Origin of the sequence: Acinetobacter kookii, from assembly GCF_900096895.1 — a bacterium.
Classification (GTDB): Bacteria; Pseudomonadota; Gammaproteobacteria; order Pseudomonadales; family Moraxellaceae; genus Acinetobacter; species Acinetobacter kookii.
This window is the reverse complement of the sequence record NZ_FMYO01000011.1, coordinates 32,476-54,618: the sequence shown is the minus strand read 5'-3', so window position 1 is coordinate 54,618 and position 22,143 is coordinate 32,476. Positions and strand designations below refer to the sequence as shown.

At 45.4% G+C, this 22,143-nt stretch carries 17 protein-coding genes; 8 read left to right on the top strand and 9 right to left on the bottom strand.

The features are described from left to right. The first annotated feature begins 4 nt into the window (after positions 1 to 4). From BLP85_RS12935 to BLP85_RS12925, 3 genes are all read left to right on the top strand, one after another. Positions 5 to 1,081 carry an alkene reductase gene (locus BLP85_RS12935; RefSeq protein WP_092820498.1) on the top strand — a complete coding sequence of 359 codons (1,077 nt, stop codon included), beginning with the start codon at positions 5 to 7 and terminating at the stop codon, positions 1,079 to 1,081. A 111-nt stretch (positions 1,082 to 1,192) separates the two neighbouring features. Then, on the top strand, positions 1,193 to 2,473 hold the full coding sequence (locus tag BLP85_RS12930; RefSeq protein WP_092820496.1) for a 3-deoxy-D-manno-octulosonic acid transferase: 1,281 nt from the start codon (positions 1,193 to 1,195) through the stop codon (positions 2,471 to 2,473). Between the two features lie 203 nt (positions 2,474 to 2,676). Further along, entirely contained in the window at positions 2,677 to 3,390 is a 714-nt protein-coding gene (locus BLP85_RS12925) for a 16S rRNA (uracil(1498)-N(3))-methyltransferase (protein WP_092820494.1), read from the top strand. On the opposite strand, the gene BLP85_RS12920 is transcribed toward BLP85_RS12925, so the two are convergent. After that, on the bottom strand, positions 3,373 to 4,350 hold the full coding sequence (locus tag BLP85_RS12920) for a mechanosensitive ion channel family protein (protein WP_092820492.1): 978 nt from the start codon (positions 4,348 to 4,350) through the stop codon (positions 3,373 to 3,375). The two genes, BLP85_RS12925 and BLP85_RS12920, sit on opposite strands and share 18 nt — an antisense overlap. Positions 4,351 to 4,460: 110 nt before the next feature. Then, positions 4,461 to 5,042 carry a DUF805 domain-containing protein gene (locus BLP85_RS12915; RefSeq protein WP_092820490.1) on the bottom strand — a complete coding sequence of 194 codons (582 nt, stop codon included), beginning with the start codon at positions 5,040 to 5,042 and terminating at the stop codon, positions 4,461 to 4,463. A 296-nt stretch (positions 5,043 to 5,338) separates the two neighbouring features. On the opposite strand from BLP85_RS12915, the gene acs reads away from it, so the two are divergent. Together acs and BLP85_RS12905 are read left to right on the top strand one after the other, a co-directional pair. Continuing rightward, positions 5,339 to 7,282, top strand: a complete 1,944-nt coding sequence (acs, locus tag BLP85_RS12910) for an acetate--CoA ligase (RefSeq protein WP_092820488.1) — start codon at positions 5,339 to 5,341, stop codon at positions 7,280 to 7,282. 131 nt (positions 7,283 to 7,413) lie between these two features. After that, positions 7,414 to 8,595 carry an acyl-CoA dehydrogenase family protein gene (locus tag BLP85_RS12905; RefSeq protein ID WP_092820486.1) on the top strand — a complete coding sequence of 394 codons (1,182 nt, stop codon included), beginning with the start codon at positions 7,414 to 7,416 and terminating at the stop codon, positions 8,593 to 8,595. Positions 8,596 to 8,808: 213 nt separating this feature from the next. On the opposite strand, the gene BLP85_RS12900 is transcribed toward BLP85_RS12905, so the two are convergent. From BLP85_RS12900 to msuE, 5 genes are all read right to left on the bottom strand, one after another. Continuing rightward, entirely contained in the window at positions 8,809 to 9,045 is a 237-nt protein-coding gene (locus tag BLP85_RS12900; RefSeq protein ID WP_092820484.1) for an HTH-like domain-containing protein, read from the bottom strand. A gap of 26 nt (positions 9,046 to 9,071) precedes the next feature. Beyond that, on the bottom strand, positions 9,072 to 9,623 hold the full coding sequence (locus tag BLP85_RS12895; RefSeq protein WP_092820482.1) for a hypothetical protein: 552 nt from the start codon (positions 9,621 to 9,623) through the stop codon (positions 9,072 to 9,074). A 649-nt stretch (positions 9,624 to 10,272) separates the two neighbouring features. After that, positions 10,273 to 11,688: a PQQ-dependent sugar dehydrogenase gene (locus BLP85_RS12885; protein ID WP_092820478.1), complete on the bottom strand. Its 1,416-nt coding sequence runs from the start codon at positions 11,686 to 11,688 to the stop codon at positions 10,273 to 10,275. A gap of 345 nt (positions 11,689 to 12,033) precedes the next feature. Next, on the bottom strand, positions 12,034 to 13,140 hold the full coding sequence (gene sfnG / locus BLP85_RS12880) for a dimethylsulfone monooxygenase SfnG (RefSeq protein WP_092820476.1): 1,107 nt from the start codon (positions 13,138 to 13,140) through the stop codon (positions 12,034 to 12,036). Positions 13,141 to 13,175: 35 nt separating this feature from the next. Next, positions 13,176 to 13,910, bottom strand: a complete 735-nt coding sequence (msuE, locus tag BLP85_RS12875; protein WP_092820474.1) for an FMN reductase — start codon at positions 13,908 to 13,910, stop codon at positions 13,176 to 13,178. Between the two features lie 376 nt (positions 13,911 to 14,286). Between msuE and BLP85_RS12870 the strand changes: the two genes are divergently transcribed. Continuing rightward, the gene (locus BLP85_RS12870) at positions 14,287 to 14,937 is read left to right on the top strand and encodes a response regulator (RefSeq protein WP_086196617.1); all 651 of its coding nucleotides are present in this window, start codon (positions 14,287 to 14,289) and stop codon (positions 14,935 to 14,937) included. A 98-nt stretch (positions 14,938 to 15,035) separates the two neighbouring features. On the opposite strand, the gene BLP85_RS12865 is transcribed toward BLP85_RS12870, so the two are convergent. Together BLP85_RS12865 and BLP85_RS12860 are read right to left on the bottom strand one after the other, a co-directional pair. Further along, positions 15,036 to 15,803: a hypothetical protein gene (locus BLP85_RS12865; protein WP_092820472.1), complete on the bottom strand. Its 768-nt coding sequence runs from the start codon at positions 15,801 to 15,803 to the stop codon at positions 15,036 to 15,038. 426 nt (positions 15,804 to 16,229) lie between these two features. Next, entirely contained in the window at positions 16,230 to 19,721 is a 3,492-nt protein-coding gene (locus BLP85_RS12860) for a hybrid sensor histidine kinase/response regulator (protein ID WP_092820470.1), read from the bottom strand. 181 nt (positions 19,722 to 19,902) lie between these two features. On the opposite strand from BLP85_RS12860, the gene BLP85_RS12855 reads away from it, so the two are divergent. Then, positions 19,903 to 20,232, top strand: a complete 330-nt coding sequence (locus tag BLP85_RS12855; protein WP_092820469.1) for a DUF485 domain-containing protein — start codon at positions 19,903 to 19,905, stop codon at positions 20,230 to 20,232. Positions 20,233 to 20,236: 4 nt separating this feature from the next. Continuing rightward, the gene (locus BLP85_RS12850) at positions 20,237 to 21,952 is read left to right on the top strand and encodes a cation acetate symporter (protein WP_092820468.1); all 1,716 of its coding nucleotides are present in this window, start codon (positions 20,237 to 20,239) and stop codon (positions 21,950 to 21,952) included. The last annotated feature ends 191 nt before the right edge of the window (positions 21,953 to 22,143 follow it).

The following is a 22,143-nucleotide window of genomic DNA, read 5'->3' as shown; positions in this document are numbered from 1 at the left end:
CTTGATGACAGATTTTTCCACCCCAATTCAATTTGGTGAGCTCAAACTTAAAAACCGTGTGGTGATGGCACCATTGACGCGTAGCCGTGCTACAGCCGACCGTGTTCCGACTGCCATGATGGCGGAATACTATGCACAGCGTGCCAGCGCAGGTTTAATCATCTCTGAAGCAACCGTGATTTCAGAAGAAGCCAACGGTTATGAGAACACCCCGGGCTTATTTACTGAAGCACAGGTTGAAGGCTGGAAACAGGTCACCGATGCCGTGCATGCCAAAGACGGTTTGATTGTAGCGCAGTTGTGGCATGTGGGACGTGTCTCCCATCCTGATCTGTTAAAGGGTGAAACACCGGTTTCAGCAAGTGCTGTACAACAGGCCGGCTATGTCAGCCTGCTGCGTCCAAAACGTGAATATGTGGTGCCACGTGCACTGGAAATTTCGGAAATCCATGCCATTACCGAACAATATAAACAGGCTGCCATTAAAGCCAAAGCGGCCGGTTTTGATGGGGTAGAACTGCATGCAGCCAACGGTTATTTAATTGACCAGTTCCTGCAAAGCAAAACCAACCTGCGTGAAGATGAATACGGCGGTTCAGTTGAAAACCGTGCCCGCTTCTTATTAGAAGTGGTCGATGCGCTGATTGAAGTGTGGGGCGCAGGTCGTGTCGGTGTACATCTGGCACCGCGTGGTGATGAGCATGATATGGGCGATGCCAATCCTTTGGAAACCTTTGGTTATGTCATGCAAGAATTGGGTCAGCGTCAAATTGCCTTCTTCTTTACCCGTGAATATCTGGCCGAAGACAGCATCAGTCTGGACATGAAAGCGCGTTCAAATGGGGTGCCGTATATTGCCAATATGCGTTTAAGCCGTGAAGATGCGCTTGAACTGTTGGCCTCTGGCAAGGCGGAAGCGGTGTCTTTTGGTAAGGCTTATATTGCCAATCCTGACCTGTTTGAGCGTTTGCTGGACGATGAACCACTGAATGAATTGAAACTGGAAAACATGATTGGAACCGATGTGGCAGAAGGCTATATCGACTATCCCTTTCTGAATAAACAGCTTGCAGAAAGTTAAGCAGCTAATTTCAATAGAACAGAATAAATGATGTTACAGAGCAGAATTCATTAACATGTGAAGGCTGCTCTGTTATATTTTGCCGATTAGACATGATTTGAGGCAACTTGTTTGGCTACTCCTTTTTGGTACAACGCGGCACTTACTCTAATTAAGCCATTATATAAATGGCAGATTAAAAAACGTGCGCTGAATACGGAGCAATTGCAACAAGAATGTCTTGAGCGCTTTGGTCCATTTCAACAGCCGAAAAACCTGCATGCGCTCTGGTTTCATGTGGTGTCGGTGGGAGAAACCAATGCGGCACAGCCTTTAATTGAACATTACCTCAAACTGGGCCATCCGGTACTGGTCACCAATACCACCAAGACGGGACAGGCTCGGGCCAAATCCCTTTTTTTAAAAGCACCTTATGAACATTTGTTTCAGGCGGTGTATTTACCTGCCGATCAGAAGAAATTAGTCCAGACGTTTTATCAAAAATATCAGCCGAAAGTCCTGGCTTTGGTCGAAACTGAAATCTGGCCGAATTTAATTGACCAGGCACAGCAATTTAAAGTGCCATGTTTACTGATTAATGCTCGGCTTTCGGAAAAATCGGCCAAAGGCTATGCCAAGGTTCAAGGGCTGACCCAAGGCATGCTGATGGGGCTGGAACGTATGCTGGCTCAGGACCAGGCCACTTTAGACCGCTACCGCAATTTAGGCATGCCAGCGGATAAAAGTCAGGTACTCGGCAGCATTAAATTTGATATTCATGCGCCACATAGCTTTATTCAGCAAGCGCAGCAATTGCAGCAGGACTGGCATTTATCGGCACGTAAAATCATCACTCTTGCCAGCACGCATGCCCCTGAAGAACAAAAACTGTTAACGGCTCTAAAGCCCTATCTGGAAAAACATCCAGAACTGCTGGTCATTGTGGTGCCACGTCATCCGGAACGCTTTGATGAGGTTTTTAAAACCACACAAATTTTAAATCTCTCAACACAGCGTCGTAGTCTAGGACAAAAAATAGAAACTGATACGCAAGTCTATTTAGCCGATTCGATGGGGGAAATGTGGCTGTGGTATGCCCTGAGTCAAGTCTGCTTTGTGGGTGGTTCGCTGAATGAACCGGGCGGCGGGCATAATATTCTGGAGCCGATTGCCTTAAATGTGCCGACAGTTTTGGGTAACAATTATTTTAACTTTCAGACTATTGTGGATGAATTTATCGCGGTGGGTGGCGTAAAAGTCATGGACGATGCCGGGCAGGCAGCAAAGGTATTAATTGAACTTTTGACCGATCTAGATAAAGCTGCCAGATTAAACATTGCGGCGCAGCAGATCATGCTTAAAAATGCAGGGTCTTTAGCCAAACATATTGCGGTGATTGATCAGTATATTTAAATATTTCAAATGCACGATACGGCCTCATTTTGACAGAAAAGTTTAAATGTTGATTCGTAGGCAATCTCTACTTTTGAGGGATCAAAAGTAGCAAAAATCCTTTGCTGATCTGATACAGCATCCATGCTGTACAGATCAGCGGGCGACATCCCTGTCGCCTTCCGCGTATCCTAATATGTTGAATGATTCTTTAGCAGAAGATTATGAATATTGTCCTCCTTGACCCACGCCAAACTGAATCTGAATACTGGTCCATTAGCAGCAAACGTCAGTTAGAGCATCTACAGCAACATCTGGAGATTACTGTAGGTGACACGCTTAAAGTGGGTATTCGTGAGGGGAAACGTTACCTGACCGAAATTGTGGAAGTGACCGAACAGGCGATAAAATTAAAACCGCTCAAAGAAGAAAGTGTACCGGCTAAACTTCCCGTGACTCTAATTGTCGCCATGCCACGTCCGAAAGTGCTGCGCCGCCTGATTATGGATAGCGTGACTCTGGGGGTAGAAAAAATGATTTTGCTGCATAGCTATCGCGTCGATAAAAGCTATTGGCAAACCCCGTTTCTACAGCAACTGGATCATTATGTAACCTTAGGTCTGGAACAGGCAGGGGATACGGTTGCACCGCAAATTGAAATCCATAAACGCTTTAAGCCTTTTGTTGAAGATGTGCTGCCCGGCTTAATCACCGCAGAACGTCCTGCCTATGTGGCCCATCCTTATGTAGAGCAACCCATGCCTTTTGCGATTGATCATCCCTGTACAATCGTGATTGGCCCAGAGGGCGGTTTTATCCCTTATGAAATTGATTTACTCATAAAAAACGGCTGCCAGGCGTTAAGCCTAGGCAACCGTATTATTCGGACCGAAACGGTAATTCCCTACGTATTTGGCCGTTTATTTAGCACGTGCTGATTCAGCGACTTCTGTCGTGTCATTGCCACGATAGATTTTGACTTCCTGTACCGGATAAGGAATTGAAATCTCGTGTTCAGCAAAGGCTTTAATCACGCGTTCCTGAACTTCGCTGATTGAACCTGCAGTGGTGGTTTCTGTGGTATCGACCCACCAACGTACATTCAGGTTAATCGAGAAGTCGGCAAGCGCATTGACGTTTACTGCAAATGCAGGCTGGCTCAAAATGGTCGGGTCTTTATCTAGAATGCTTAAGATAATGCTCTTGGCTTTTTGTACATCATCTTCATAGCCAATTCCGACCACAAATTCACAACGACGGCGTTGATAGGCCGTGTTGACGGTTACGGCACTGGTATACACCGTCGCATTGGGAATCACGATGCGGCGACCATCGGGGGAGCGTAAGTAAGTCGCGCGAATCTGGATATCCTCAACCGTGCCTTCCATGCCCGAAACAATAATGTCATCGCCAATTTTGAATGGTTCGCCCAGCAGGATTAAGATGCCAGAGAGTAGGTTCTGGAAAATGTCCTTGAATGCGAAACCGATGGCCACCGAACCGATCCCCAGGGCGCTCATCAGCTGACCCGGGGTAAAACCTGGAATGGCAATAACCATGGCAATTAAAAAGCCAATGAAGATGATGGCAGAACTGCCGACACGGTTCAGTACCAGGACCAGGTTCTGCTTGGTATAACTACGGTCCGCAAGCGCTTTACGGACAAAGAACTTAAACAGTTTTGACAGCAAATAGAAAATGGTAAACACCACCAACGCGATACACAAATAAGGCAGGCGTTCCCAAAAGGCATCGACAAATTTGTCGATGGTGGAATAGGCATCATTGTATTTTGCCGTATGTTCAATGACAGTTTGCGCTGTCTTTTCTGTTGCTTCATGCAAAAGTTGAGACGTGTCTTGAGTTACTTCATTCAAGGCGTTTTGTTTTTCAGCCACAAGTGTTCCGGATGATGATCAGTGGGCGCTATTTTGCCTGAAACTGAACAAAAATTTAACCGACCATACATCGTATTCATTGCCGTTTTGTCAAAAATTGTCAGTCGGCTTTAGAAATACTGGGTGCCTTTTTGAATGACTTGTGGCGGTACTTCCAGTTCGCCGGTACCGAACATATAAGACACCATGCTGCCTGAAGCCAAGAAACTCAATACCGTGATGATAATCATCAACCAGGCCAATATTTTTTCCCAGACCGGCGTTTCACGTGGCAATCCATAGGTGTTGATGCCTTTGGTCCCGGCACCCAACAGCAAATACAGCCCCATAAAAATATTCACCAGTGGCAGCAAAAACAGCAGGATCAGCCAGCCGCTTCGGTTCAGGTCATGCAGGCGGCGTACCGTAATCACGATCAGAAAATACAGATAAAGCACCAGAATGACCACAAAACCCAGTCCGGCGATTCCTGTCAGGGTATTGACGAACTGATTGTCCATGGACAAGGTATGCATATTAAAAATGCCCAGTGCCAGACTGAAGGCAAGGGTGGCAAAAAAAGCAATCAGATGCACAAACCCATACCAGCCAATTGAACTCAGACGACCGAAACGACCTTCCGGAGAAAGCGGATTATCTGCCTTGGCCGGTTGGGATCGGGAAAAAAATGGGGAGGCATCTTGCGGTTTCATACGCTTTTTCCGGTTAAAATAAAAATAAGAAAATGATGAATTCTGCAAAGTTAGAACACTATCTTCTGCTTAAATTATAAGATTAAATAAACAGATCAGATACGAATAAAACCATATTTTTTGTTGAATACGATAAGGGGTATGTGTTTTAAATTGTATAAATAAACTACGACCAAAGCATCATTGAAGCGGTTGAAAAATAATCGTCATACTGTAGATATGCAGTCAATAAATAAAGCAATAACAACGCGGCATAGCATCTCGTGATGAGATGAATAAGATCAAGGAAGTAAACAATGAATGAGATCTATCCTGTACCAGAAGAATTTAAAAAAACCGCTCGCACCAATGAGTCTGAATATTTCGAGCGTTATCAGAAATCCATCACGCAGCCTGATGAATATTGGGCTGAACAGGCCAACAAGCTGGACTGGATCAAACCCTTTACCCAGGTCAAAAATACCAGTTTCGACAAGGACAATTTCAAGATTGAATGGTTCGCTGATGGGCAGTTGAACCTCAGTGCCAACTGTCTGGACCGTCATCTCAAGGAACACCCTTATAAACCAGCCATTATCTGGGAGGGTGATCACCCGTCCCGTCACAAGATTATTTCCTTTAACGAACTTTATGATGAAACCTGCCGCTTTGCGAATGTGCTGAAAAAGAACGGGATTAAAAAAGGCGACCGGGTGGTGCTGTATATGCCAATGGTTTCGGAAGCCGCAATTGCGATGCTGGCCTGTGCCCGGATTGGCGCGGTGCATTGTGTGGTGTTTGGCGGTTTTTCGCCCGATTCTCTGGCCAGCCGGATTGAAGACAGCCAGGCCAAAATGGTCATTACTGCCGATTCCGGCATGCGTGGCGGCAAGCCGATTCTGCTCAAAGCCAACGTAGATGAAGCCTTGAAAATTGCCGGGACTGAATCGGTTGAACGTGTGATTGTGGTACACCGTACCGGCAACCCGATTGAAATGCAGCCCAGGCGTGATCTGTGGTATCACATGGAAATCATGTCGGTGAATGAAATCTGTCCGCCTGAACCGATGAATGCTGAAGATCCGTTATTCATTCTGTATACCTCGGGTTCGACCGGCAAGCCGAAAGGGGTGTTGCATACGACCGGTGGCTATCTGACCTATGTGAATTCCACTTTCCGAGAAGTGTTCGATATCAAGCAGGATGATGTGTTCTGGTGTACCGCAGATGTGGGCTGGATTACCGGACATTCCTATGTGATCTATGGCCCGCTTTCCAATGGCACCACCACGGTGATGTTTGAAGGCGTACCGCAATACCCGACCTGGGCGCGTACCGGTCATATTGTCGACAAGCACAATGTTTCCATTCTCTATACGGCACCCACAGCCATTCGTGCCATGATGCGCGAAGGCGATGCCTTCGTCCGGGAAAGTGACCGCAGCAGCTTGCGCCTGATCGGTTCGGTGGGTGAGCCGATTAACCCGGAAGCCTGGAACTGGTATTACACCGTGGTCGGTGAAAGCCGCTGCCCAATTGTCGATACCTGGTGGCAAACCGAGACCGGCGGAATCCTGATTTCACCTTTGCCGGGAGCGACCGATTTAAAACCGGGTTCTGCAACCCGACCATTGTTTGGCATACAACCGGCGATTGTCGATGCTGAAGGTAAGGAGCTTGAAGGTGAAGCCGAAGGCAACCTGATCATCAAGGATTCCTGGCCGGGTCAGATGCGTACCATCTGGGGTGATCCTGAGCGTTTTATTGAAGCCTATTTCTCGACTTATCCGGGAAGCTATTTTACCGGAGATGGTGCTCGCCGTGACAAGGATGGCTATTACTGGATTACCGGACGTGTCGATGACGTGCTGAATGTTTCCGGACATCGTTTAGGTACGGCAGAAGTGGAAAGTGCTCTGGTAGCGCATGAGCATGTGGCTGAAGCGGCCGTGGTTGGTATGCCGCATGATATTAAGGGACAAGGCATCTGTGCATTCGTGACCTTACAGGCAAATTTTGAGGAATCCGAAGAACTACGTAATGAACTGATCAACTGGGTACGTAAGGTGTTGGGCCCTGTGGCTACACCGGACGCCTTGCATTGGGCACCGGCTTTACCGAAAACCCGTTCAGGGAAAATCATGCGCCGTATTTTAAGAAAAATTGCCGCCAATGAACTGGACACTTTGGGGGATACCTCAACCCTGGCCGATCCGCAAGTGGTGGACAACCTGATCGCGACGGTCTATCCCGAAAAATAAGTGATTGATCAAAATACCGTCTGCATGTTCAGGCGGTATTTTTATTTTATGCATAAGCACTGCAGGCATTCAGATAAAACATGAAAACATCATCTGCTAAGCTAAAAATACAGCAATAATCAGATCATATTATGAATGCTTCATCCCCGCTTTTAATCTCAAATCCATTACACATTGCCGGGCAACTTGCTGAACAGTTTGCAACCACGGCTGCAGAACGCGACAAGCAGGGCGGTAACCCAAAACAGGAGCGTGATTTAATCCGTCAAAGTGGCTTGCTGGGACTTGCCATTCCAACCCAATATGGCGGTCAGGGCGCGGACTGGAAAACGGTATTTCAGACCATTCAGGTCGTTGCCCAGGTCGACAGTTCTCTGGCGCATGTGTATGGTTTTCATCATTTGCTGATTGCGACGGTGCAACTGTTTTCCCAGCCTGAACAGTATGGAAAATGGTTTGAGCAAACTGCACAAGAAAACCTGTTTTGGGGCAATACCTTAAACCCCTTAGACCGACGGACCACCGCAGTCAAAGTGTCTGAAAATGAATACCTGTTTCAGGGTGAAAAAAGCTTCTGTTCAGGTTCGATCGATTCCGATGTGTTGCTCTGCTCAGGCTATAACGAGGAAGGAAAATTGCTGATTGGCGTGATTCCGACAGCCCGAGAAGGGGTGAGTTTTTTAGGTGACTGGAACAATATGGGACAGCGCCAGACCGACAGCGGCACCAGTCATTTCGAGCAGGTTAAAATTCAAAAAGATGAATTATTGCTCAATCCAGGACCACTCAGTACGCCGTATTCGAGTTTACGTCCGCTGATTGCGCAACTGATTTTTGTGCATCTGTTTTTAGGCGTGGCAGAAGGCGCTTTTGAAACCGCCAGAAAAACCGTACAGAGCCAAAAAGCCTGGTCCAAATCTTTGGTGGAAAATGCCGTGAATGATCCGTTTACGCAAAAGCACTTTGCCGAATTTTATGTGCAGCTGGAAGGCGTGCGTTTACTGGCAGCTAAAGCGGTAGAGACACTACAGAAGGCTTGGGATATTGGTGCAGGCTTAACAGCCGAGCAGCGCGGTGAAGTGTCCATTGCCATTGCGACTGCCAAAATTGCGGCGACCAATAGCTCGTTGTATATCACACAGAATATTTTCCAGGTGATGGGTGCCCGCGCGACCACAGCCAAACTGAATTTAGACCGTTTCTGGCGCAATGTGCGTACTCAAACTTTGCATGACCCGGTTGATTATAAATATCAGGAAATTGGGGAGTGGGTGTTAACGGCTAAAGTTCCTGATCCGAGTTTTTATTCGTAATGAAATAAGAAAATGCCATTTTACGAAATGGAGGCCTTTTTTTACTTCTAGATTTAAAAATGAATTAAGAGCGTGGAACGTGAAAAATCACTTAAAAAAGCCTAATTTGTGAAAATTAGGCTTTTAATAAGGTTTAAATAAATGATTTATATAAAATAAATTTTAATTTCGTATAAGGTGTATTATGTTAATTTTAGGAATTTTAAACAAAGGTTATAGACGACTAACATCCAATCCTGCTGCGACTAATCTTGTTGCTATCTTTTTCATCTTATTAAATTCAGCAAAATAACTATCCTTAATTTGGACGGCATCACAAAACTCTTTTCCTGTGACATTTACCAAACTATCTGCATATTTAATAACTTGGATATGTAACTCTTGTGTCCAAGAGCTTTCATCTGCATTTGCTAAAGCTACACGAATAGCGTCAAAAATTTGATTATTCATATTAATTCCTCTTAGATTTATTTACTTTAAAATGAAATTTGGATTGTTACTTTATCGGGGCTAACATTGGCAGCCTTTGAAATTTTTTGTCTAGCTTCCTCTATTAATTCTGGAAGGCTTACAGATATAAATGTTTTTGGTTCCTCTATATTTTTCTTTTGATCGACTTTGATCCAGTCCAACGTATCTACATTCAAATCTAATATTTCAAACAATTCCTTTGTGCCCTGATAACGAATTGGATATTGCTGGGATTTATTTGATTCACCTTGCGTCAAGCGTTTCCATGCTTCCTTAAATTTGGCTTCATTAGGTAAAAAAGCATATTCAGAAACTTGTATAAATTTTCGATCATCTTCAACAATTTCAATATTCTGAATCCGACCAATATAAAAAGCTTGTCCATGAGCAATTTGAGGATCGTGCTCATGTAGCTTATTCGTATTTTGAGTACATATTAAATATTCTGCTTGCTCTAATTTACTTATTACAGCTCGCCAAGCTCTGCTTCCACCATTCTTCACTAAAGAATCTTTCGATTCAGATGTAAAAACAATTACAGATTGATGTTTATTCATGATGTATATCCTATTTAAACTGGTTTAAATATTTGTATATTGAGTCTCAATAAGCTAAATATACAAATATACAAGCTACTTGTCAACATATACATCGTGAATATTTTAAAAATAAAGATTTTTATTAAATATACATCGTGAATATTTAGATTATATGAAGGTATGCTCATTTGACATAATGGTCGTTATACGAAATTCATTTTTAAAATTTATTATTTATCAAATGCTTAATTAAATAAAACCGAAATAAAAAAGATTGAAAAGTACACATCTTAACAACTTGTGTGTTTTTTAGTCGGATATGTAATGTTCTGTCAATAAAGTTGATCAATAAAAATTCAATTTGATGATTTTTTGTGAGTTATTAATTCTTCCGGGACAGAAAGAATGCCCATATTCTACGCATAAAAATTGGCCAGTTCTGTACGCTTTGGCGCACATCAATTTAAGGATTTTGCGGATGGGCGCAGCCAGATTTTTTTCCTATGATGAAGTTATACAGGAACAGGATGTTCCGGAACATAAAACAACAATAAAACGTTCATACACCAGGATCGTGAAGCAAAGACAGGAGTCATGCTTAACTAACCCATACGAAAAAGCCCGGCAGGATGCCGGGCTTTTTTTATATCATTTTATTAAGCCATGATTACTTTGCTGCCTGTTCTACATCAGGTTGTGAACTTACAGGCTGTTGACTCGCGGAAGCAGGGCTAATCATTTTATTGATTGGCCGGTTATCCATCATTGTCCCAATGGGCGATACGCGCCAAATTATATTACCGACATCATCGGCCACTAAAATAGCCCCGGAACGATCAACCGCTACACCAACAGGTCGTCCAAAAGCATCTCCCTTATTGCTTAAAAAACCGCTTAATACATCTTGCGGCTGACCTGAAGGTTGGCCATTTTGAAAGGGCACAAAAATAACCTTATAGCCACTATGGGGTTTCCGGTTCCATGAGCCATGTTGACCAATCAGCGCACCACTGCGATACTGCGGCATCAATTGAGCCGTATAAAATGTCAGGCCTAATGAAGCCGTATGGTTACCCAGAGCATAATCAGGTTTAATTGCACGTGCGACCAGTTCAGGGTTTTGAGGTTTCACCCGTGTGTCCACATGTTGGCCATAATAACTATAGGGCCAGCCATAAAAAGCACCGTCTTTGACCGAAGTCAGGTAATCGGGCACCAGGTCATTGCCAATTTCATCCCGCTCATTCACGACTGTCCAGAGCATGCCACTTTGCGGTTGCCAGTCCATCCCATTGGGATTCCGCAGTCCTGTGGCGAAGGATCGTGCTTTGCCACTGGCAATATCAAATTCCATAATTAATGCCCGGCCAGTTTCCTGGTCTAGGCCATTTTCTGCCACGTTACTGTTTGAACCCACGGTAATATAGAGTTTGCTGCCTGCAGGGTTGGCAATCACATTTTTGGTCCAGTGGTGGTTTAGGGAACCACCGGGTAAATCCAGGACTTTGCTGCCGACTGCGGTAATTTGAGTTGCACCTTTTTGATAAGGAAAGCGCATTAAAGCATCCGTATTGGCCACGTACAGCGTATTGCCGACCAGCGCCATGCCAAAGGGTGAATTCAGATTTTGCAGGAACACGGTTTTTTGCTCTGCCACCCCATCGCCATTGCTGTCACGCAGCAGGCGAATGCGGTTGGCACTCGGATGCGATGACCCGGCACGCTTCATCAGCAGTTTCATGATTTTGCCCCTAAAACCTTTACTGTCATCCGGTTTGGGCGGTGCATCGGTTTCAGCCACCAGCACATCGCCATTCGGCAACACATACAGCCAGCGTGGATGTTCCAGTTCTTTGGCAAAGGCCTGAACTTTCAAACCCGGAGCCGGGGTGGGCATTGTACCGGCAGGCCAGCCTTTGGCCGGGGCAATATTGACTGTAGGAAACAGACTGGATTTGGGTTCAGGCAGATGCGGCTGAGGACCATAACTGTCTGTAATGGGTGACCTGGATGGTGAGGCACATCCGGTGAATGCCAATACAATGGCAGCGCCCGCAAGGGACAGTAAAAATTGAGCAGACATCTTTATTTCCAGCTTATTTTTTGCCGCTATTGCCTTACTTTAAAAGTTAGTTTAAGCAGCCACCATGCTGTTCTTGTTTTTTCTGGTTGCCGATTGGTTATTGCTTTTTGGCTCCAAGGTATCAATTCCAATGCTCATCTGAAAGAAAGGGCTAAAAACTTTAACAAGACTGGCTAATACAATTGATGGAATAGAAAAGATGGAGAGAACTAATTGCTTCTATTAAGCTAAAAATTTCTGATACACAAGTAAAAAAATCCCTCAAGCCGAGCCTTGAGGGAAAGATGGAGAAGCCATTTGATTATTATGATTTGAGTTCGTGTACGGTCTGTTTGCTTACCGAGATTAAGCAGACTTAGAGGTGACAACAGCGAGCTGCTGCGCTTCCAGTTGACGAACCAATGGCAACACTTTTTGTCCAAAATATTCAATTTCTTCAATAAAATGTAAGAAGCCGGACAAAATCAGATCCACACCGACTGCTTTCAGTTCAACAATACGTTCCGCAATTTGCTGCGGCGTGCCGATCAAATTGGTTTTAAAACCATCATTGTACTGCACCAGATCTTCAAAGGTCGATTTAGCCCAGTTACCTTCACCCTCGAATGTTGCAGCACCTGCTTCACGGGTGGCATCCCCAAAAGATTTCACGGCCTGCACATTGGCTTTGGCCACAATTTCTTGCAGTACGGCTTGCGCTTCCTCTTCAGTATCACGGGCGATGATGAAGGCATTCACGCCAATCTTGATTGAATGATTATTGGCTTTGGCTTTTTCACGAATATCATCAATCTGCTTTTTCAGCTCTTCTGGCGTGTTGCCGTTGGTAAAGTACCAGTCCGATACCCGTGAAGCCATGTCACGCGCAGCACGTGAACTACCGCCCTGAAAGATTTCAATATGCGGTTTTTGCACCGGTTTTGGTGCCAGGGTATAGTCCTTGAACTGGTAGAACTTGCCATCGAAATTGAAATGATCCTGAGTCCACACACCTTTTAAGCTGCGAATGAATTCTTCAGAACGTGCATAACGCTGGTCATGTTCAGGCCATTCTTCGCCAATGGCATCAAACTCGCCGCGGAACCAGCCACTGACCACGTTAATGGCAATACGGCCATTGGTCAGGTGGTCAATCGTCGCCAATTGTTTTGCAGCCAGTGCCGGCTTCCATGGACCTGGCAAAATTGCAGCAATCACCTTAAGTTTTTCAGTCTTCGCCAACAGGCCATGGCTGAAGCTGACAGATTCATGCTGGTTTTCCGCGTTATAGCCGGCAGTAAAACGAATCTGGGTCAAGGCATAGTCAAAGCCGCTGTTTTCCGCTGTTCGTGCCAGGCGCACGTTGTAGTCATAACTCCAGTCTGTACGCTGTTCAATATCGCTCACCACCAAACCACCGCTGACGTTTGGCACCCAATAAGCAAATGTAATGTTTTTATCTTGTACTGACATTCTGTATACCCTCAGGATGTAATTGCTTAGTTGCTTTAAGCCACTTGCGGCTTCGGCGCTTTTTTGCTGTGCAGGCGCGCTTCGGCAGCATCCAGGCTTGGAACAGCAGCGGAAGGAAGCACTTCTTCTTGTTCAATCTGTTTGTTGATGCCGAGGTTCTGGTTGGCTTGCTGAGATTTCTCTTTGACCACTTCAGCGCGCTGGCCTTTGGCAGGTGCCCACTCAAGAATTGGCAATGCACGTGCTACAGCGAGGGTAATGCGGTCACGCAGCAGTTCACTGTGAATGGTATATTCAGGGGTAAAGTCACGGTCGGTTGCATAGACGCCAATCGGTAAAGTCTGCGCCTGGAAAAAGCTGAACAATGGACGCAATTGATGTTCCAGCACCAAGGCATGGCGTTCAGAACCGCCAGATGCAGCCAGTAATACCGGGACATCGACCAAGGCAGTTTGTTCTACAAAATCAAAGAAATGTTTGAAAAGTCCGGTGAATGATGCACGGTAAACCGGTGTGCCGACAATCAGGGCATCTGCCGCTTCAACTGCAGCCAGGTCATCCTGTACACGTTGTGGCAACTGGTTACGGTAAATTGCACCGCCCAGTAAAGAGCCGATTTCGCTAAATTTAATAAAGTGCACATGAATTGGCGTTGCTTCACCTAACTCATCAATAATGGCTTGGACCAGCGCCTCGGTTTTAGAAGGATTGTTTAAGCCGCCTGATACAGCAACAATATTCAACGGTTTTTGCGCATTTAAAATAGACATTTGGGGATAACCTAAAACATAAAATCTTGGAATAGCTTTATTAATCAACAGCAGGCATATTCTGTAAAATAAGCAAATCAAGAAAAGTTATCTTATTTTGAGATATAAAGGAAAAAGTCACCAAAATGTGCTTTTATATGATTTAGTACGTTGATTTATATATTTATATTGCTTATTGATAAGTATTTTAAATTGGCCGATAAAATTTATATCAAAATATGATTTAGTTTGATGATTTTTCGAAAAAACTTAAAAAAAGGAATTTTTTGAGAAAATAATGCCGTATTGGATGAAAAAAGTGATTGTTTGCATATCCTTAATAGTGCTTGTGTGGTTAGAATAGCTCTTAATGTGCACCAGATCTTTCATGCTGCTTATGAATATTTTAATCGTAGATGATCATCCCCTGTTTCGTCATGCCTTGATTCAAGCTGTTCGTTACAGTTTGCCGCAAGCGCAAATTCAGGAAACTGCTGCAGTCAATGAGTTTTATGAGCGCCTGGATAATGGACCGGAACCAGATTTGGTTTTACTGGATCTTAATTTGCCGGGAGCTTCGGGCTTTTCGGCTTTGGTGCATGTTCGTGCCCAATATCCATCCATTCCGATTATTGTGGTGTCTGCGCATGAAGAAGTATCGATTATTCAACGTGCCATAGCCCATGGAGCAATGGGTTATATTCCGAAATCTGCGCATCCAAGCCATATTGGTGAGGCAATCCGTCAGGTACTGGAAGGGGAAATCTGGTTACCGCCAAACTTGCCTGCCAACATGAACTTTGACCCGCGTGCAGCAGATGAAACCGCCCTGGCAGAACGTATTCAGTCACTTACCCCGCAACAATTCCGCGTATTGATGATGGTGGCGGAAGGTTTGCTGAATAAGCAGATTGCCTATGAACTGGATGTTTCTGAAGCGACCATTAAGGCACATGTGACGGCCATTTTCCGTAAACTGAATGTGCAAAATCGTACTCAGGCCGTATTGGCCATCAGTGCGCTAAATATCGAAGAAAAGAAAATGTAATCTGCTGCATAGAGCATTGAACAAAAAAAAGGCACTTGATAAAAGTGCCTTTTTTTGTTGGAAATGACTTTAAAAAACAAAGCTTTTAATGTCTTGCATTAGGCGACGCAGCTTTGTCTGGGAGTGCTGTCTGTGCAAAATAAGGGATTCAATGCACATTGCAGATCATCAATTTGCTCTTGAGTGACATAGGCTTTCTCTTTCAGATATTCAGCCACACTGTCATCGCGCAAACTCAAGAAGGCAGCATCATATACGCCCAAATCGACAAACAATGCTGCGGTTTCCAGACTGTTAAAGCGGTCTAAATAGACATCGCTGCCATACAGCAGGAAAATATGATCTTCATCGGCATGGGCATTGATGCCTAAATGTTTTGCCAATTCCAGGGGTGGGGTTTTAATAAATAGCAGATCAGAGAGTTCATCAAACTGGGTGGTGTCGAGCAGATCCTGATCGGTTTTGACTTTTCCAAGCCATGCCTTAAACACCAGCACGGCACCACCACGCAATAACATGCTCCAAATTTGGTGACGGACTTTATCCGTTAAGTCTTTAGCTTCAGCGGCTAAAGACTGAATCAGCTTGTCTTCCTGTTCAGCGAGTTTCTCAAATAAACCCAAGCCTTGCGGTTTATAGGCTGCAGGGCTAAAGACGTCAAAATTCAACTCATCGAATACCTGCAAGGCCAGCGGAACGGCACTTTGATACAGGGTATTCAGGGCTTGAATATGAGTGTCCTTTAAGTGGCTGGGTCTAAATAGTTCGGTCCATTGAATTTCGGGCAACAGGGCATTGGCCCCATATTGACGGTAAAATTGTTGCGATTGATCTACGCCATAACTTCCGGCTTCAGAAATGTTCATCTTAAACTCCTGTATTTTCTATGATGATCAGTTTCTTGGGCAGCGTTTTTAGGCAGACTGATAGACAGATTAAACTGATCACTTATTGCTCTCATATATGAGCCAGGCTGACCCCAAACGGAATACGACTAAAGTTATATAATGGATTTTTCTTCTAAAAATATTTTTAATAATAATGGCTTGAAAAAATTGTAACCAATTATACAAGTGTATATTTAAATTTTGATCATCTTTGCCATAGGAAATACAAGGTTGAAATTTTTGGTCAATAAAGAGGCGGCTAAATTAAAGAATTTGAGCAATTTTGCCTAGAACAGAAAATAAATTGCCAGTGAGGTAAAGAGAGGGTGTTTTTATGTAATGAAAACGTCCATTTCACATACATGAAATGAACGTTTGATCTGTAGTGATTTCTGAATAAGTCGCTTAAGAACCAGAAATTTTTAAGCCCGATAACCAGGAACGCAGTGATGCCGGTTTTAACGGCTTTTTCAGCAGCACAATATTGAGATCTTTCAAATGCTGTGGCAGTTCAGGATCGGAATCTGCGGTAATCAGTGCCACCGGAACCTGTTCCTGACGGTTGGCCAGAATGAAATCCAGACCAATTTTATTGTTGTTCAGGTGCTGATCGACCAGCCAGACCTGAATATTTTCTTGCTGAATGAGTTCTAGTGCCTGTTCAGGTTCAGTGGCTTTAAAGACCTGATAGCCCCATTTGGTCAGTAAGGTGGTCATTCCTTCCAGAATGGTTTCATCATTGTCCAGACATAGAATCTTGTAGGCCTTGCTTTTCAGTGGGGTCGCCTGTACTGGCGCTGCCACCACTTTAGGCGCATCCACGATTGGCACTTCAATCATAAAACACGAGCCCTTGCCATATTCAGAATAGACATGTACCGGATAGTCCAGCAGGCTGGTCATGCGCTGCACAATGGCCAGGCCGAGTCCAAGACCCTGCTCGCCCCAAGGCGAAGTATGGCCACAGCGTTCAAACTCCTGAAACAGTTTGATGCGCTGTTCTTCGGCAATCCCCGGACCGGTATCCCAAACGCCAATCCGGATATGGCGCGGTTTTTCTGCAGAGCGAAGTACGCCCACCACAACCTTGCCTTTAGCGGTATAGCGCAGGGCATTGCTGACAAAGTTCTGAATAATCCGGCGAATCCATTGTGGATCGGTATCAATCCAGAACTGTGCATCATGCACGCTGAATTTAATGCCACGTTGAGCGGCAATGGATTTAAATTGCAGTTCCAGGTCACTTAACAGGTCATGCAAGGGATAAGGCTGACGTTTCGGCTGGATGGTACCGCCTTCGAGACGGGCAATGTCCAGCAGGGCAGACAGCATGCTTTCTGCACCATGCAAGGCACGGTCCAGCTGTTGCAGGGTTTTGCGGTCTTCATCCGACTGTACGCTTTGTTCTAAAGCGGTACTGAACAGGCGCGCTGCATGCATTGGCTGCAACAGGTCGTGACTGGCCGCTGCAATGAAACGGCTCTTGGACATGTTGGCACGGTCAGCCTGTTCGCGGGCCAGTTGCTGCTCGGAAAGTGCATCGGCCAGCTGTTGGGTACGGTCCTGTACCCGTGCTTCAAGTACCGCCTCATTTTCACGGAAAGCGGTAATATCGGCGAAGGTGGTGACGAAGCCGCCGCCTTCAATCGGATTGCCGCGCATCTGGATCACTCGGCCATCTTTACGGATCCGTTCAAATTCATGCGCGCTGCCCATGGCCATCCAGTGAATCCGTTTGCGCACGTGTTCTTCGACCGAACCCGGCCCGCATTCACCGCGCTCGGCGTTATAACGGATCAGGTCGGCAATCGGACAGCCAACATAGACAATATCTTTGGGATAATCGAACAGTTTCAGGTATTGATTGTTCCAGGCCACCAGACACATGTTTTCATCGACCACGCTCACCCCCTGGGTCATATGGTCAATCATGGTCATGATCAGGTTCTGGTTAAAACGCTGCCATTGAGAGGCCTGATCCAGAATATTGGCGACCTGACCGAGTGCCAGACCATTATTCACCATGGCGGTGGTGAGCAGGGTACGCGCCGAAGCAGCACCAATGGTTCCGGCCAGATACTGTTCGGTAAAGCGCCACCACATGCCATTAGCATTGCTGTTTTCATTCAGTATGACGTTGTTTTGGGCGCAGAACTGCTGAAAGGCTTGGGTGGCCGGTCCTTCTCCGGTAATCCGTTTGGCCAGGGTAATTAAATCGCCAACCTTCAGACGGGCCACATCCTGGTGAGAATAATTGATTTCACTCGAGGCATTGTGGGTCGGCAAAGGTTTGGTTTCATAATAGAAAAAACTTTCTGCCTGAATTTGCTCGGCAATACTGGGACGGAAAATTCGCGACACCCATACATACAGCATGATATTAAGACCCAATGCCCAGGTCACGCCATGGGTGAGGGGAGCAAAAGACTGAAAACCAAACAGCGCTTCGGGGCGTAACCAGTCCATGCCTAAAGGCCCTGCAAGCAGGAACTGCTGGCTAAAATAGCTGTATTCAGCAGGTAGACTGCGCAGTACGGTAGGCAACAGCAAGGTATAGGCCCACATTACGAAACCGGCAATCAGACCTGCATATACGCCCTGTTTACTGCCACCACGCCAATACAGACCCCCAATCAATGCTGGAGCAAATTGGGCCACGGCACTGAAGGCCAGCAAGCCAAATACTGAAAGCTGGTCAATGTCATTAAAGAAATGGAAAAACAGGAAACCCAGCAACATGACCGCTAAAATGCACACCCGACGGGTAAATTTCAGCACCAGAGGCAGACGCTTGTCATGACGTGAAAGTATGCCGGTACGCCATAAGGCAGGCATAATCAGGTCATTACTGAGCATAATCGACAAGGCCACGGAAGAGACCAGCAGCATGCCCGTAGAAGCGGAGAAACCACCCAGGAAGGCCAGAAGTGTCAGCCACTCCTGATCATAACTGAGCGGCAAGGACAGTACGGCGACATCGGGAATTGCAAGAAAATGCGGGGCAGCATGCAACGCCCAGCTGGCAATCGGAATAATCGCCAGTGTGGTCAGAATCAGATAAGTGGCAAACCAGCGACGTGCACCGCGAATATGTTTTTCATCCCGCAGTTCAACCACTGCAACATGGAACTGTCGTGGTAAGCAGATAATCGCCAAGGCTGCGAGTAAGGTTTGTACCCAGAACGTTTCGGGAACACCAAACAGCTGAACCTGTTTAAAGGTTTCTGCGACATCCGTGGAAATTTGCCCCAGGTTTTCGGGGGCATCAAAGACAAAGAACAGGGCCACACACAGCAGGGCAAACAGTTTGACAAAAGACTCAAATGCCACGGCTAGCATTAAACCGCCATGCTGTTCGGTATTGGCAATTTGTCGGGTACCGAACAGCATGGCCAGAATGGCTAAAATTCCAGTCAAAAACAGCACACTATTGGTGGTGCTTTGTATGCCAGTATTCTGTTGCAACACTACAGCAGCACTCAAGGCAATCGCTCTGAGCTGCAAGGCTAAATAGGGAATAATCGCGATGACTGCGAGAATGGTGACCAGAGATGCCAGAGGGCCGCTTTTGCCATAACGTGCAGCCACAAAATCTGCAATGGAAGAAATGGCGTGATGCTGGCGCACACGGCCTAAACGGCGCCAGATATCATAACCGACACCGACAAAAATCAGGGGACCCAGGTAAATTGGCAGAAAGATAATGCCTTCACGAACTGCAGCCCCGGTTGCACCGTAGAATGTCCAGGATGAGCAATATACCCCTAAGGTTAGACTAAAGAGTAACATGCGACCACGAGTACTTAGGCGACTCGCGTGTTTTTCACCAAAAAATGCACAGATAAAGAGTAACGCGATATAAAGGGCGAGTACCCCGATAATGAGCCAACTATTCATATTGCCTACAGCATAAATTTATGTCGTAATAATACCCTATCTAATAATCTCGCCGCTTTAATTGATCAAAATTTAACACCAAAGTAGTAATTACAAGAACCTAATAAGATTGTTAAGTTAGACAACGAAATAATTCGAATTAAAAAAACACCTATGGCTGGGTGCACACAGGAGCATGATTATGGATGAGGCACATGTAGAACGTATTCTACAGAATCCCAAATTTAAAGAAATGGTCAGCAGAAAAAGCAGATTAAGTTGGACATTAACAATCATCATGTTGATTGTTTATGTCGGCTTCATGCTTTTAGTTGGTTATAACAAAGAATTCTTAATGAGTTCGGTTAGCGGCGGCGTTACCACTGTAGGTATGCCACTCGGCTTGAGCATTATTGTATTGTCTTTCATTTTATGTGGTGTTTATTCATATATTGCAAACAATAAACTGGATGCATTAAATGAAGAAGCGATGCGAGAAGTTGAAGCAATTGCGAATGAGAAAGGACAGTAATCAGATGAAATGGAATTCATTGAAAGCGCAAGCACTCGCTGCTTCTACGCTACTGATGTCAGGTATGGCAATGGCAGGTCCGGATTTGGGTGCAGCTGAACAGCAAGCAACCAACTGGCATGCGATTATTATGTTCGCGATTTTCGTGGGCTTCACCTTGCTGATTACCAAATGGGCAGCAAGACAAACCACCAGTACTGCAGATTTCTATACTGCAGGTGGTGGTATCTCAGGTTTCCAGAATGGTCTGGCGATTGCCGGTGACTATATGTCAGCAGCATCATTCCTGGGTATTTCCGCAATGGTATTCAGCTCAGGCTTTGACGGTTTGCTTTACTCACTCGGTTTCATGGTGGGCTGGCCAATCGTATTGTTCCTGGTCGCAGAGCGTTTACGTAACCTGGGTAAATTCAACTTGTCTGACGTGGTTTCGTTCCGTCTGGAAGAAAAACCGGTACGTACTCTGGCAGCTCTTAGCTCTTTGGTTGTTGTTGCCTTTTATCTGATTGCTCAGATGGTTGGTGCAGGTCAGCTGATCAAGCTTCTATTCGGTCTGAACTACAACATTGCTGTGGTGATTGTGGGCCTTTTGATGATGGCTTACGTAATCTTCGGTGGTATGCTGGCAACGACTTGGGTACAGATCATCAAAGCGGTGATGCTGCTTTCAGGTGCAACTTTCATGGCTTTCATGGTAATGAAAGGCGTGGGCTTCAGCTTCACCAACATGTTTGAACAATCAATCCAGGTGTTCTCTAAAGTACATGAAATCAGCCTTGCAGAAGCAGGCAATATCATGGGCCCTGGTAAATTGGCTGCTAACCCGATTGATGCAATTTCACTTGGTCTTGCATTAATGTTTGGTACAGCAGGTCTACCACATATCCTGATGCGTTTCTTTACCGTAAAAGATGCGAAAGAAGCACGTAAATCAGTGGTTGTGGCTACAGGTTTCATCGGTTACTTCTATCTTTTAACTTTCATCATCGGTTTCGGTGCGATCCTTTACGTATCAAACAACCCGCAATTCATTGATGTAGCGAAAATGGCTGTAACTGGCAAGTTGGAGCTTGTTGGCGGTAACAACATGGCTGCAGTTCACTTGTCTGATGCTGTTGGCGGTGACTTGTTCATGGGCTTCATTTCAGCGGTAGCATTCGCAACGATTCTTGCGGTTGTGGCTGGTTTGACCCTGTCTGGTGCTTCAGCAATTTCACATGACTTGTATGCAAACGTATTCAAGAAAGGCCAAACGACTCCTGAATCTGAACTGCGCATGTCTAAAATTGCAACTTTAGGTCTTGCGATCTTTGCGATGATTTTGGGTATCCTGTTCGAGAAACAAAACGTTGCCTTCATGGTGGGTCTGGCATTCTCGGTAGCGGCATGTGCCAACTTCCCGGTACTGGTACTGTCAATGTTCTGGAAAGGTTTGACCACTCGTGGTGCGGTAATTGGTGGTGTTGTAGGTCTTGTTGCTGCAGTGACTCTAATCATCTTGTCTAAAGCGGTTTGGGTAGATACGTTCGGTATTTCTGAGACACCAGTCAACCCATTCAATGGCCCAGCAATCTTTGCAATGCCATTATCGTTCCTGTGCTGCTGGTTATTCTCTGTGACTGACAGCTCGGCTCGTGCGCATGCAGAACGCAAAGCTTTCGATGCTCAGTATGTACGTTCACAAACAGGTATCGGTATCTCTGGTGCATCAGATCACTAAGATAGCGTTACTTTAAAAAAGCCCCGTCAGGGGCTTTTTTTATATCAGCGCAAATAACACATCGCCTGATTGTAACACCCTTGTGCAAATGGATATCGCTGTTTAAATTCCCTTTCGGCAGATCATAAGAGTGACTGCATCCACCTTGAACAGATCAAAATAACGGTTTTTTCCAATCTTTTTCATACAAA